We start from the raw sequence: 14,042 nt of genomic DNA, 5'->3' as shown, positions 1-14,042 counted from the left end.
GCAGAAAAATCGGGAGTCGCCTCAGCCGTAGACCCGTTGAAATTCGTCAACCGGCTTGTCGTTCACTGGCGAGGGATAGTAGTTATCAAGCAACTCGCCCGAGACCAGCTCGATGCGCCGGGCAAACGGCTCGCTTTGCAGCCAGCGGTCGCTGTGGATGAAGGTTTCGTCGATATCGGCGGCATTGAAGCCCGGCAACTGCGATGGTTCGACGATCTTGCGGCGCTTCTTGTCCAGTACCTGGGCATAGGCCGAGGCATCGAAGTAGCGGATACGGTTGTCCTGTATCAGCGCGTTGATGCAATGCCAGCGCTGTGGCAGGTACAGATAGTTGACGAAGATGTTCCTCACCGCGTAGACCTTCTGGCCGAGCAACTGGCTGACGAGCACGCCCGCCACGTTGGCCATTTCCGAGCAGAAACACGGCAACCGCGGCCCCTCGTCGAGCATGGCGTTGAGGTAGTCCAGCGGGCTGATCGCGGGAATCACCACGTCCCGATAGTGCTCATAGCGCTGGATGCAGGCCTCCCATTGGCTCGGGTCGAACTTCAACTTGACCACATTGGGCGGGTAGGTCTCGAACTGGTCGGACTCCTGCAGCACATGACACATGTACCGGGGAATCAACGCCATGACATCCTCCAGTGAGGACAACGCGTAGCGACTGATCACTTCGCGGGCCGCAGCCGTAAGCTGTTCATTCATAGCAGTCACCTACTTGTAATTGACGATGGAGCCGGCGTCCTGAAAGACCAGGTCAATGCGGCCGGGGCGCTCGTAGCGCTTGAGCAGTTTCAATATGTGTTGCTTGAACGAAGGGCCGTCGCAGGACGGCACGATGGACTGATCGAGCGTCACTTCCAGCTCGAATCCCGCCAGCGCCTGATGTGTCGGCTTGACCAGCGTTCGGCAACTGATGACCCCTGGCAGCGTGCGGCAGATGTGCTTGATCGCCCCAAGGTTGACCTTCTCATCGTTGATCACCAGGAAGTCCGATTTACGCCCTTTGAAAAACAGATACCCCTGCGCGTCCTGGGTAAAAATATCGCCGGTGCGCAACCATGTCGTCCCGTCGATATCGACCAGAGGCGACTTCGCGCTGCGCCCGATTTTGCTGAGCAGCAACGTATTGGATGACACCAGCAACTCCCCTTGCCAAGGGCTCTCGGACAGCCAGTCGAGCCTCACTTGGGTGCCCGCCAACGGTAGCCCCACCGAGGCATACCGGGCAGGGTCGACGCGGTGGGCGGCCAACGTCGACACGCGGGGCCCGGCTTCGGTGATGCCGTACGTCAGATACAGCTCCAATTGCGGGTTTGCTTGCAGGCAATGCTGCACCTGCTCCGCCGGTACGTGGTCGCCCCCCACGCTCAATACGCGCAACCCAGGCGGTAAGCCGGACGGTTCGCAGGCATTGATCTGACGCAACAGCACCGGTGTCAGCGAACTGACCGTGATGCGATGCGCGGCGATATCGCGGGTGTATTGCGGCAGTAAAAAGGGCGGACCGCTGATGACCAACTGGGCGTCCAGCGTCAGGGTCGCAATGGCTTGGGCCACCAGTGCCGTCGAGTAATACAACGGCAGATTGACCAGCACCCGATCCTCTTTACGCAGCCCGATGCTGTGGGCATGTCGCAGGCCATTGGCTTGCAACGATTCGAACCGGTGCACGCAACCGCTGCTGAACGACGCTGAAGTGCCTGATGTGGTGATGATGACCTCACCAGGTCGCGTCGACGGCATACGCGGCGCATCGAAAATCAGCACACTCCAGCGACCGATGAGTTCAGCCCGTGCGCCTGGCCCATGGGGAATACCATCAATGCGCAGACTCGACTTCACCAACGCCGCGGCCTGGAAATCCTCGATGATCTGCCCAAACCGCTCAGCCGGGGTAGTCGGCGCAATCAACGCCGGTACCAGGCCGCTGTTGAGCACAGCGAAAAACATGTGCAGTACATCGATCGTGTTCGGCAAGGCGATGACCACGACGTGTCCAGGCTGCAGCGGACTGGTTTGCCAGAACCTCAGGTAGTCCGTGTAAGTGTCAGTCGCTGTGCAATGATCGCCTACGGATGAGGTGGCCGAAATATTCAACAGTTTATCGGCAGGAAAGAACTCCCTGCTTCGTTCGATTGACACAAGGCTATTCATTTCAATGAGCCTCAAGCTTGTTGACAATAAAGTCAGACAGTGTCTTGCAATTAAAGAAGTTGTCGGGCCCGAACTCTTCTTCACTGATCTTAATCTTGAATTCTTCTTCGCATTGAAAACGCAGCTCGATAAAACCAATCGAGTCCACGCCCACTTCCGAGGAGAACCCCGCCTCCTCTTTTATGTGCGACTCCGGGATATCCAGGTCCAACTTTTCGGAAACAATTTTCTTCAGAATCGCGATAACTTCTTGCCGGGTATGTACGCTCATGGAAACCTCGCTTTTATCAAAGGAAACAACGGGTATTACAGGTCAGTGAGAACTTCGCGTTTGCAGCATTTCTTTCGAAAGAAATACATGGGGATCCGGACGTAACAGACGCCGGACCAAGGGTGTCGTCGTTGCAGTAATAATCAGCGCCATGAACACCAGGATGGTGTAGGCATCGATCGAGATCAGTTTGAGTTCCAGGCCAATCGCCAGGATGATCAGCTCCATCAACCCACGGGTATTCATCAGGGCGCCGACAATGGCCGAATCGGTCCGTTGCAGACCGCTGACACGCGCCCCCAGATAGGCGCCACCGAACTTGCCAACAAACGCACACACCAGGAATACGCCGAGCCAGATCAGGTTTTCCTGACTGCCAAGGCTGGCGAACGAGGTTTTGATCCCGGCGTAGGCGAAAAATACCGGCAACAGGACAAAGTTCAGAAACCCTTCCACCTGGTTGCGCCAATAGTGAGTGAATTCAGGCACCTGCTTCATCATCAAGCCGGCGAGCAGCGCTCCGATTGCACAGTGCAGGCCCAACCAGTCAGTGACCCAGGCACACAGCAATACGTAGCTGATTACCATGGGCATGATCGCCGCGTGCTCGTCCCGCGCCTGGGCGCGGCGGATAAAGGGGATGACCATGTAGCGTGTCAGGCCATAGAAACCGACGAATGCCACCAGCAGTTGCGCAGCGAAATAGCGAGCATCGAGGGGATTGCCATCCACTCGGGAGCAAAACACTATCGCGCCCAATATCACCCAGCCCACTACGTCGGTGATCACAGCCGCACGCAATGTGACGTGGGCCACCAACGTTTCCTGCAAGGCGAGGCTCTGGACGATCCGCGTCATGACCGGCACCGCAGACACCGCCAACGCAACACCGCAGAACCAGGCGAACCCCCATTTCGAGTAGGTCGGCGCCAAGTGTTCATGGGCAACCAGTGCCACGCCTACGCCCAGGGCAAAGGGCAAAACCAGCCCGAGCAGGGCAATCGCCAAGGCGGCGAAACGCCCCTGTGCCGATGCTTCGGGGTGCCGTTGATTGATGTGCACACCGACTTGGAACATCAGGAAGATCAGCCCCAGGTCGGCAACATGCGCCAACCACCCGATGTGCTGGGTTTCAAACAGGCCCACGGACTGACCAAGGGATGATTCCAGACGCCCGAACACCGTCGGCCCGAGCACGATACCCGCGGTGATCTCGCCCACCACGCGACATTGTCCAAGGCGCTCAGCCAGCCAACCAAATAGGTGACAAGCAAGTAATATAACGGCCAGTTGTATGAAAAACATAGTGAAGTACCCATGCAGTACAACGATTGAAAGAGCCACACAAGACGCCGAACATCAGGCATGCCTTCGGCATCCAGGCACGGTTTAAACCCACCCGCCACACAGTCATTGGCAGTACAGCAGTCCATCCATCAATAAAACTTAGTGATGCGTGCGCAGTTTACTTATCAACACTATCGGCAATCGAAAGTTCGACAACTGCGCGCGCGTCAGGCGAACGCATCAAGTAGTTGGCAGCGCCGCCCGTCAACGCAAGTAAAAGACTCGTCCAACAAATACCGGCCCAGCCGAAATAAGCATGAATGACCGGCGCAGCTATCGACCCTATGGCGCCGCAGCCATAATAAAAAAACATATAAAGTGCAAACAGGCTATTGCGCTGGAGTGGGTCTATTTTCAGCACGGTCGTTTGATTGGCGACTTGGGCGCTGAAGCAACCCAAGTCAAACAGCACCACTCCCGCGATAATCGCGAGCAGAGAATAGGGAAACACCAGCAACACAAGCGCGCCCAGTCCGGTCATGCCGAAGCCGGCGCCAATCACCTGTCGGCTTCCCCACCTGTCTGCCCATTTTCCGGCCGGCCGTGCCATCAATAATCCTGCCAGCCCGGCCAGGCCGAGCATGCCTGCCTGTGAAGGGCTCAACGACATCGGTGCGCTACTGACGTGGAGCATCAATGCGACCCACAACAAGCTGAAAATCAAAAACCAACAGCCTCCCAATAACGTAGCCCGGCGTAATGCCTCGTGGCGCATGAACAGAGGCGCAAGGCCGAGGAGCAATTGCCGATAACTGGCACTGCGCCGGGTTTCGATATAGGGCAACACGGCTCGACTGGCCAAGGCCAGCAACAGCATCAGCAGCCCCACCACCACGAGCATCCCGCGCCAGCCGAATTGATCAGCCAGAACACCGCCCATGAACCGCGCCAGCAGAATACCGGCGGCGATACCGGCACCCACCAGCCCGACCGTGCTGCCCTTCGGGTCAATCTGAAAGCCTAGGGCGTTGAGCTGCACCGCATTGGTGGCCATGGCGCCAATCACGGCACCGAGGCCGATCATGTACAACAGGTGCGTGCCGCAAGCCGCCAGCAACAATGCCAAGCCCAACACCAGAAATTGAAGGCTGACTACGCTGCGCTTGTTCCGCGAATCGCCAAGGGGCACCAGCAGCATGATCCCAAGCATGTATCCAACCTGGGTACTGCCGGCGATCAAACCGGTGGCCGACACGGGGATGTTCAACGAGACCGCGATGGCCGGCAGCACAGGCTGCAACACGTAATTATTGGCGATGGACAGCCCTGCGGCGACAGCCACAAAAGCCGTGACGGATCGTGTGTCGGATAGGCTCATATCAACGCTCTCCGTCAACGATTCCGTTGGGCAACCACTTCAATGCCCACCAGCATTTGCGGCTCGGGGAAAGGCAGCACATGCAACAGCGTGAACGCCGGCCGGATATCACGAAAGAAGGCGCCATGGACCTCGGCCGCCTGCCGCCACTCCGTCAATTGCGTCAGGTACATGCGGCTTTGCACCACGTCTGCGAGGGCGAAACCGGCGTCCTGCAGGATGCGGCTGATCTTTTCCAGGATGACGCGAGTCTGCCCGGCGACATTGGACGCGACGATGACTCCGTCGGGCCCGAGTGCGCCCGTCTTGGATATGTATAGGGTGTCATCCACTTGAACCGCCCGGGAAAACCCGAACACTTCCTCCCAGCTGGAGCCCGATGAATACCTTTCGCGCATAGTTCATCTCCTTATGAAACGGGGCCTGATGCGGCTTAGGTATGGAGCAGTGATCTTTCGGATCCAATGATCAAAACCATACGCCCGACGCCTCGGAGATGTCTAGGTTCAAGAACGCATATAGTTAACCTAAACTACCAATACGAACGAACTAGACCGCTTAAAATCCGCGTTTATTTAAGAAAAACTACACTATCAGTTAACATCCACTACCAGATCGAAGCGCCTTCATCGGCAAAATTGTCTTGATTTCAAGCTGTTGGCCGACAGCTCGACTGACCGGTCCGAAGGGCACCCGAATGCTCACTGGCGCGCTTGACCATTCGTCGGCTAACGCATATTGGCGGGAGGGGGAGGAGTTTATGCACACGCGTGTTGACAGACTGCTCCTGCGCAAGAGCAGTCCATTGAAGTCGACATTCGGATGGAGGGTGCGACACGGTTAAACCCAACCGCCATCCACAATAAAGTTCTGCGCCGAACACATCGCCGAGGCATCGGAGGCGAGAAACAACGCCATATTGGCGATGTGTTCCGGCAGCACGCTGCCCGGCAAACACTGGCTGCGGCTGATCAGTTCCTTGGCCGCATCGTCGACCCACATCGCCAGTTGTTTTTCCGTCATCACCCAACCCGGCACCAGCGTATTCACACGGATCCGGCTCGGCCCCAGCTCCCGCGCCAGGGCGCGAGTCATGCCGTGGGCGGCGGCCTTGCTGGCGGCATACACCGGGTAGCCGGCGGAAGCCATCATCCAGCCGACGGAGCCGAGGTTGATGATCGCCCCGCCGCCCGCGTTTTTCATCATCGGCACCACGGCCTTGGCGGCGAAGAAAGCGTGCTTGAGGTTGACGGAGATGAGCCGGTCGAACATTTCCGAGTCGACTTCTTCCAAGCTGTGGCGTACGTCATTGGCGGCGTTGTTCACCAGCACCGTGATCGGTCCCAGGGAGTGTTCGAAGCGTGTGATGGCGGCCTTGTAGGCGATCTCGTCGGTGATGTCGCAGTTCACGAATTCCACCGTGTGCCCTCGCGAACTCAGCAGCGCCGCCAGGCGTTCGCCCTGGCTTTGCGCGCGGTCGACAAAGCCGACCTTGGCACCTTGCGCGGCGAAGGCGCGCACCATGAATTCGCCAATGCCCGAGGCGCCTCCAGAAATCAGGACCGTCTTGTCTTCGAGGTCGGGGTAAACAGCGTGCTGACTGGTCATAAAAGCTTGCCTCATTTAATTAGTCTTATTTTATTTTGCAAAAATGGCGTTAAAGGCTATAAATTCGCTGCTCTATCGACAAAATATCGCACATTAGTAGAACTATTCCACTCAAAACAACAAAAGGAAGTTCGATCATGAAGCACCCTCGATACCTGCTGTCTGGCCTGGCGATGTCCATGCTGATCGCCAGCGGCGGCACCCAGGCCGCAGGCCTCACCAGTGAGCACAAGCCCTTCGGTAAAACCAATGACGGCACTGCCGTCGAACAGTACATCCTGCGCAACAGCCACGGCATGCAAGCCACGGTGATCACCTATGGCGGCGTGCTGCAGTCGCTCAAGGTGCCGGACAAACACGGCAAGGTCGAAGACGTGGTGCTGGGCTTCGACGACGTGCAGGGCTATCAAAGCGGCACTGCATTCTTCGGCGCGACCATCGGGCGCTTCGGCAATCGCCTGGCCGGCGGCGCCTTTGAGCTCGACGGCAAACGCTACCAGGTACCGCTCAACGATGGCCCCAATTCGCTGCACGGCGGCGCCCAGGGCTTCGACAAACACGTGTGGAAAGCCACGCCCGTCAAGGCCAAGGACTCGGTGGGCGTGACCCTCACCTACCTGTCCAAGGACGGTGAAATGGGCTTCCCCGGCAACCTGAAAACCGAGGTCACCTACCGCCTCAACGACAACAATGAACTGCACATCGACTACAAGGCCACCACCGACAAACCCACGGTGCTCAACCTCACCAACCACAGCTACTTCAACCTGGCGGGCGCGGGCAATGGCGACATCCTCAAGCAGGTTGCCACGTTGCACGCCAGCCATTACACACCGGTGAATGCCACCTTGATCCCTACCGGGGAACTGACGCCCGTCAAGGGCACGCCGATGGACTTCCTGAAACCGACGCCCATCGGCCAGCACATCAAGGACGATCACCCGCAGCTCAAGTTTGCCGAGCCGAAGCAAGGTGGATTTGATTTCAACTGGGCGCTGGATAACAAAGGTGATGTGAAGCAGCTTGCGGCTGAGGTGCATGATCCTGAGTCGGGGCGGCGCTTGCAGCTGTTTACCACGGAGCCTGGGGTGCAGTTTTATACCAGCAACTTCCTGGATGGGTCGGTGAAGGGCAAGGCTGGGAAGACCTATCTGCACTGGAGCGGTTTTACGCTGGAGACCCAGCATTTTCCGGATGCGCCTAATCAGCCGAAGTTCGCGTCTACCCGCCTGAATCCAGGGCAGACCTACACCCAGAACACCGTCTTCAAATTCTCCGCGGACTGAAAATGTGGGAGGGGGCTTGCCCCCTCCCACTTTTGGATCTCCACAAGGCTTGGGCTCAGCGTTGTTTCATGCGGTCGATGACTACAGCCAGCAGCAGGATCGACCCCCGGATCACGTACTGATAGAACGTGTCGATGTTCTTCAGGTTCATCGCATTCTCGATAATCGCCAAAATCAGCACTCCGGCGATCACATGGCGGATCATCCCTACCCCGCCACTCAACGAAACCCCGCCCAGCACGCACGCCGAAATCACCGTCAGCTCAAAGCCCTGGCCAATCATCGGCTGGCCGGAGGTCATGCGCGACGCCAAGATCACCCCGGCCAACGCCCCGATCACCCCGTGCACGGCAAAGATCAGGATCTTGGTGCGGTCCACATTCACGCCCGCCAGCAACGCCGCTTCCGGGTTGCCGCCAATGGCCATGGTGTTGCGCCCGTAGGTGGTGTAGTTGAGCAGCCAGCCGAAGAACAGGAAGCACAAAATGGTGATCAGGATCGGCACCGGCACGCCAAACAACTGGCCGTTACCGAAGACAAAGAACTGATCCTGGGACACGCCCACCGCCTTGCCGTTGGCAAAGATGTACGCCAGGCCACGCACGATCTGCATGGTCGCCAGCGTGGTAATCAGCGCATTGACCCGCAGCTTGGCGATCACGATGCCGTTGATCAGCCCCACCATCAGGCCCATCAGCAACGCTGCGCCAATGCCGAGCATGACGCTGTCGGTGTCGCGCATCACAATCGCCGCCACCACCCCGGCGCAGGCGATGACCGAGCCCACCGACAGGTCGAAGTGCCCCGACGCCAGGCAGAACAGCATGGTGCACGCAGCAATGCCCACGGTCGAAATCGCCAGGCCAAGCCCGCGCATGTTCAACGGTGAAAGGAAGTTGTCGATCAGCAAGGCGCACAGCAAAAAGATACTCACGGCGGCCAGCAGCATCGCCCAGTTGTCCAGCAATGCGCGCAGGTCCAGGGGCTTGCGCGCGGTGGGCAGCACGTTGTGTTGAGTGGTCATAATCGTCTCTCAGTTCGCCAGGCTGCGCGGCAAGGCCAATTGCAGCAGGTTGGATTCAGTCGCGTGTTCGCGGGTTTGTTCGCCGCGCAGCGCGCCTTCGCACAGCACCAGGATGCGGTCGGCGATGCCCATCACTTCCATGAGGTCGCTGGACACCACGATCACCGCAATGCCCTGTGCGGCGAGGTTATGGATGATCTGATAGATCTCGGCCTTGGCGCCGATATCGATGCCACGGGTGGGCTCGTCCAACAGCAACACTTTCATCGGCATCGACAGCCAGCGGCCGAGAATGGCTTTTTGCTGGTTGCCGCCGGAGAGGTACATGATTTCCTGCGCAGCGGTGGGCGTCTTGACCTTCATGGCCTTGATCTGCTGGTCGGCGTTGCCCTTCTCCCAGCCGTCGCGCAACAGCCAGCCAAACGTGGAATGGGCGCCCCGCGCGCTGATATTGATGTTCTCGGCGACGCTGGACAGCGGAATGATGCCCTCCTTCTTGCGGTCTTCCGGGCACAACAGCACGCCAGCGGCGATAGCATCCCGTGGTGACTGCAGATGCAGCGGCTCGCCGCAAAGGTGCAGTTGCCCGGCGCTGGCACGCTCCAGGCCGCTGAGCAGACGGAACAGCTCCGTGCGCCCTGCCCCCACCAGCCCGAACAGGCCGAGAATCTCGCCCTTGCGCACGTTGAAGCTGATCGGCTCGCGCAGGCCGGGCCCCAGCAGGCTGTCGACCTTGAGCGCTACCTCGCCGTGCTCACGCGGGCGGTAGTCGTAGATGTCCTGGATATCGCGACCGACCATGCAGGTCACCAATTGATCATGGGTCAGCGCACTCATGTCGTCGAAGGTGCGCACATAACGGCCGTCCTTGAACACCGTCACCGCGTTGCAGATACGGAACACTTCCTCCATACGATGCGACACGTAGAGCACCACTTTGCCCTCATCCCGCAGGCGCGTGATGATCGCCATCAAGCGGTCGATTTCCCGCGCCGACAAGCTGCTGGTGGGCTCATCAAACGCAATCACATGGGCGCCACGGGACAGCGCCTTGGCGATTTCCACCAGTTGGCGCTGGCCCAGGGACAGGCGCCCGAGCTTTTCGGCCGGATCGATTTCATCCGCCAACCCCTTGAGGCAAGCGAGGGCCTGCTTGCGCAGGAGCCCTCGGTTGACCACGCCAAAACGCGCCGGCAAGTGCCCGAGGAACAGGTTTTCGGCCACGCTCATTTCCGGCACCAGGTGCAATTCCTGATGGATCACCGCCACGCCGCTGGCAATGCTGTCAGCAGCGTTTTTGAAGGCCATGACCTGCTCGCCGATCTGCAGCGTGCCGCTGTTGGGAATGTAGGCGCCGCCGAGGATCTTCAGCAGCGTCGACTTGCCCGCGCCGTTTTCGCCCATCAGCGCGTGCACCTGGCCTGGGTGGGCGCTGAAGCTGATGCCATCCAGCGCCTTGACCCCGGGAAAGGTTTTGCCGATACCGTCAAATCGCAAGGCGGCAGCGGTCATTGCCACAGCCCGATCTTGGTCAGTTCAGCCTGGAAGTTGTCACGGGTGATCAGGGTGACCTCGTCCATGGCCGTGTACTTCGCCGGTTCAGTGCCTTTAGTGACCCACTCGTACATCATCAGCGCGGTGTTGTAGCCCTCAATGTGCGGGCTCGGTAGCATCGAGCCGAAGAAGCCGCTGCTCGGCTTTTTCAGTTCGCCGATGGCGTCGGTGCCATTGATACCGATGCCAATCACGTTGGCCGCCTTGAAGCCGGCGCTTTCAGTCGCGCGCACGCCGCCGAGCACGGTGTTGTCGTTCATGCCGCCGATGATCAGGTTTTTCGCGCCGCTGGGCAGTTTCACCAGGGCCGAGTTCGTCGCGTCCATGGAGCCTGGGACATCCAGGGTTTTGGCCGCCGTAAACAAGATGTGATCCTTGGGAATGCCGGCTTCTTCCAGGGATTTGACCGAGCCATCGGTACGTTTCTTACCGGTGTCGAGCTCGTTGAAGGTATTGATCACCGCATAGGTGTCCTTCCAGTCCCAGCCGCGTTTTTTCGCTTCAGCGGCCATGGCGGCGCCCTGCTTCTGGCCCACTTCAAAGGCGGCCATGCCCAGGTACGGCACGTCTTCCATGAAGTTGCCTTTGGCATCGACGAAACGGTCATCCACCGCGATGACTTTCAAACCGTTGGCCTTGGCTTTGGCGACGATGGCCGGGCCGAGGGACACGTCCGGCGGGCAGATCACAAAGCCCTTGGCGCCGTTGGCGGCCAGGCTGTCGATGGCCGAGAGGGTTTTCTCACCGTCGGGCACGGCGATCTTGATCACGGTGAAGCCATGTTCCTTGCCGGCTTTCTCGGCAAAGGCCCACTCGGTCTGGAACCACGGCTCCTCGGCCTGCTTGACCAGGAAACCGATCTTCACTTCTTCAGCGGCCAGCAACAGCCCGCTCAAGCTCATGGCCGAGACCGCCACAGCGGCGCAGCACAGGGAACGCAAACCACGACGACGATTCATACGGGTGACTCCTTGTTGTTGTTTTTAAAGGGGGACTTATCCGGCAAAGCGGTGACAGGGCTTGCCTGGCACGTCGACCTCGATGGCCAATACCGCACCATCCAGGGGGTGATCCAAAGGGCTGGCGGCACTGGTGATATAGAGGGTGGTGAGGTTCGGCCCACCAAACACGCAACTGGTGGGACGGCTGACGGGCAGCTCGATGATGCGGTCCACTTCGCCGTCGGGCGTGAGGCGCAACAGGCAACTGCCGTCCCAGCGGGCGTTCCAGAGATAGCCGTCGACGTCCATGGCCGAGCCATCCGGCCCGCCGCGTTCGTGGGGGCCGAACCAGCGTTGCGCGGGATCGAGTTGGCCGTCCGCTTGAATTCCATACCGGTACAGCGTGCCGTCCAGGCTGTCGCCAAACAGCACGTGGCGGCCGTCGTCGCTCCACAGCAAGGTATTGGGAATGCCCTGGCCACTGAGCAACGGCGTCACCTGCGCATCGGCATCGATACGGAACAGGCCGCCGGAACGCCGGGTGACGGGCAGGTCTTCGCCCCGCTCGCCGATATTGTTCTGCATGGTCCCCAGCCAGAGGCGGCCCTGGGCATCGCAGCGCGCTTCATTGCCACGGTTGCCCGGTTGCGGGTCCGCGACGCACAGCAGGGTCAGGGCTTCGGTGGCCAGGTCAAGGCGATACACGCCGCTGCTCAAGGTCACCAACGCATCGCCGCTTTCACACGGGATGAAGGCCGAGACATGCTCGGGCAACTGCCACACCTGCAATTGCCCGTCCATCAGGCGCAGCGCCTGTTTACCGGCGATATTGACCCAGTACAGCGCCTGAGTGGGCGCGTCCCAGAACGGACCTTCGCCCAACTGCGCACGGTGCGGGGTAACGGCGATACACGACATGATGCCTCCTGGATTGTTGTTGTTCTCAGGTGCGCGTTACAGCGGGTCGCGAGATGGCGTGCCATCCACCAGCCGCTGGATACGCAACGGGTTGGCGTTTTTCAACGCTTCAGGCAGCAGGCTATCAGGGTAATTCTGGAAGCACACGGGGCGCAGGAAACGGTCGATGGCCAAGGTGCCGACCGAGGTGCCACGGGCGTCCGACGTCGCGGGGTACGGCCCGCCGTGCACCATCGAATCGCAGACCTCCACGCCGGTCGGGTAACCGTTGAGCAGGATGCGGCCGACCTTCTGTTCCAGCAACGGCGTGAGTTCGGCGAACTGTTGCAGGTCAGCCGGCTCGCCAATGATCGTGGCGGTGAGTTGACCGTGCAGCCCCTGCAAAGCCGTGCTGAGCTGGGCCTGGTCGGCGACTTCGACAAACACGGTGGTAGGACCGAAGACTTCTTCCTGCAGCACTTCATCGCCGTCGATCAACAGATTTGCATCGGCCGTGAACAACTGCGGTTGCGCTTGGTGGCCGGCCTGTTGGCGGCCCGCCAGGTGCTGGATGCCCGGATGTGCCAGAAGTTTTTCCAGGCCCTTGCCATAGCTGCCCAGGGTGCCGGCGTTGAGCATGGTCTGTGCCGGTTGGTCGCCGATCAGTTGCGCGACTTGTTGGGTGAACGCGGTGAATTCAGGCGAGGCGATGCCAATCACCAGGCCGGGGTTGGTGCAGAACTGGCCGCAGCCTTGGACTACCGAGGCAGTCAGGTCGCGTGCCACGCTTTCGGCCCGTGCAGTTAATGCCTGAGGCAGCACGATCACCGGGTTGATGCTCGACATCTCGGCAAACACCGGGATCGGCTGCGGGCGCGCTGCCGCCATGTCGCACAACGCACGGCCGCCTTTGAGCGAACCGGTAAAGCCCACCGCCTGGATCGCCGGATGCTTGACCAGCGCTTCGCCGACGCCGCCACCGAAGATCATATTGAACACACCGGCGGGCATCTCGGTAGTTTCTGCCGCACGGATGATTGCATCGGCAACACACTCGGCCGTCGCCATGTGCCCGCTGTGGGCTTTGAACACCACCGGGCAGCCTGCCGCCAGCGCGGCGGCGGTGTCGCCGCCCGCCGTGGAGAACGCCAAGGGAAAGTTGCTCGCACCAAACACGGCCACCGGCCCCAGGCCGATGCGGTATTGACGCAAATCCGGGCGCGGCAGGGGCTGGCGATCAGGCAGCGCTTTGTCGATGCGCGCGCCGTAGAAATCACCGCGACGCAACACGTTGGCGAACAGGCGCATCTGGCCACTGGTACGCCCGCGCTCACCCTTGATACGCGCGACGGGCAAGGCGGTTTCGCGGCAGACCAGCTCGACAAACTCATCCCCCAACGCATCCAGTTCATCGGCTATCGCATCCAGGAACTGCGCACGACGTGCCGCACTCAACGCACGGTACTCTGGATAAGCCTGCGCGGCAGCCTTGGCGGCGGCATCGACTTCCTGTGGCGTGGCCTGGTAGAACACCTGGGGCAAGGCTTCGCCAGTGGTGGCGTCGACGCTTTGCAAGGTGATGCTGCCGTTGGCGCTGCGTTGGCCGCCGATGTAGTTGTGGCCGAGGAACGAGGTCATA

Annotated in this window: 13 protein-coding genes; 1 reads left to right on the top strand and 12 read right to left on the bottom strand. The window is 59.9% G+C overall.

Translation table 11 applies throughout. The features are described from left to right. Positions 1–21: 21 nt before the first annotated feature. The 7 genes from EJ576_RS22700 to EJ576_RS22670 all read right to left on the bottom strand — a co-directional run bounded on the left by EJ576_RS22700 (position 22) and on the right by EJ576_RS22670 (position 6,701). Entirely contained in the window at positions 22–705 is a 684-nt protein-coding gene (locus EJ576_RS22700) for a hypothetical protein (RefSeq protein WP_122724481.1), read from the bottom strand. Between the two features lie 9 nt (positions 706–714). Beyond that, the gene (locus EJ576_RS22695; RefSeq protein ID WP_126571174.1) at positions 715–2,157 is read right to left on the bottom strand and encodes a class I adenylate-forming enzyme family protein; all 1,443 of its coding nucleotides are present in this window, start codon (positions 2,155–2,157) and stop codon (positions 715–717) included. Between the two features lies 1 nt (position 2,158). Beyond that, positions 2,159–2,428: an acyl carrier protein gene (locus EJ576_RS22690; protein WP_032864610.1), complete on the bottom strand. Its 270-nt coding sequence runs from the start codon at positions 2,426–2,428 to the stop codon at positions 2,159–2,161. Between the two features lie 42 nt (positions 2,429–2,470). Continuing rightward, on the bottom strand, positions 2,471–3,733 hold the full coding sequence (locus EJ576_RS22685) for a cation:proton antiporter (protein ID WP_126571173.1): 1,263 nt from the start codon (positions 3,731–3,733) through the stop codon (positions 2,471–2,473). A gap of 160 nt (positions 3,734–3,893) precedes the next feature. Continuing rightward, the gene (locus EJ576_RS22680; RefSeq protein WP_122724474.1) at positions 3,894–5,093 is read right to left on the bottom strand and encodes an MFS transporter; all 1,200 of its coding nucleotides are present in this window, start codon (positions 5,091–5,093) and stop codon (positions 3,894–3,896) included. A 14-nt stretch (positions 5,094–5,107) separates the two neighbouring features. Further along, on the bottom strand, positions 5,108–5,491 hold the full coding sequence (locus EJ576_RS22675) for a RidA family protein (RefSeq protein ID WP_126571172.1): 384 nt from the start codon (positions 5,489–5,491) through the stop codon (positions 5,108–5,110). Between the two features lie 442 nt (positions 5,492–5,933). Further along, positions 5,934–6,701, bottom strand: a complete 768-nt coding sequence (locus tag EJ576_RS22670; protein WP_126571171.1) for an SDR family NAD(P)-dependent oxidoreductase — start codon at positions 6,699–6,701, stop codon at positions 5,934–5,936. Between the two features lie 137 nt (positions 6,702–6,838). Here EJ576_RS22670 and EJ576_RS22665 point away from each other — a divergent pair, with 137 nt between their 5' ends. Then, on the top strand, positions 6,839–7,987 hold the full coding sequence (locus tag EJ576_RS22665; RefSeq protein WP_126571170.1) for an aldose epimerase family protein: 1,149 nt from the start codon (positions 6,839–6,841) through the stop codon (positions 7,985–7,987). 55 nt (positions 7,988–8,042) lie between these two features. On the opposite strand, the gene araH is transcribed toward EJ576_RS22665, so the two are convergent. The 5 genes from araH to EJ576_RS22640 are packed head-to-tail and all read right to left on the bottom strand — an operon-like array spanning position 8,043 to position 14,041. After that, positions 8,043–9,011: an L-arabinose ABC transporter permease AraH gene (gene araH / locus EJ576_RS22660; RefSeq protein ID WP_068933932.1), complete on the bottom strand. Its 969-nt coding sequence runs from the start codon at positions 9,009–9,011 to the stop codon at positions 8,043–8,045. 9 nt (positions 9,012–9,020) lie between these two features. Next, positions 9,021–10,523 (bottom strand): L-arabinose ABC transporter ATP-binding protein AraG, encoded by a 1,503-nt coding sequence (gene araG / locus EJ576_RS22655; RefSeq protein WP_126571169.1) that lies wholly within the window; start codon positions 10,521–10,523, stop codon positions 9,021–9,023. After that, positions 10,520–11,524: a substrate-binding domain-containing protein gene (locus EJ576_RS22650; RefSeq protein ID WP_123474111.1), complete on the bottom strand. Its 1,005-nt coding sequence runs from the start codon at positions 11,522–11,524 to the stop codon at positions 10,520–10,522. Before EJ576_RS22650 ends, araG begins: the two co-directional genes overlap by 4 nt. A gap of 36 nt (positions 11,525–11,560) precedes the next feature. Beyond that, positions 11,561–12,424 carry an SMP-30/gluconolactonase/LRE family protein gene (locus tag EJ576_RS22645; RefSeq protein WP_126571168.1) on the bottom strand — a complete coding sequence of 288 codons (864 nt, stop codon included), beginning with the start codon at positions 12,422–12,424 and terminating at the stop codon, positions 11,561–11,563. 36 nt (positions 12,425–12,460) lie between these two features. Continuing rightward, positions 12,461–14,041 (bottom strand): aldehyde dehydrogenase (NADP(+)), encoded by a 1,581-nt coding sequence (locus EJ576_RS22640; protein ID WP_126571167.1) that lies wholly within the window; start codon positions 14,039–14,041, stop codon positions 12,461–12,463. Position 14,042 lies beyond the last annotated feature (1 nt).

It is taken from the genome of Pseudomonas sp. C 49-2 (assembly GCF_003970195.1).
In the GTDB taxonomy this organism is placed as follows: Bacteria; Pseudomonadota; Gammaproteobacteria; order Pseudomonadales; family Pseudomonadaceae; genus Aquipseudomonas; species Aquipseudomonas canadensis.
Note: the sequence above shows the minus strand (reverse complement) of the source record. Positions and strands in the feature narration are given on the sequence as shown.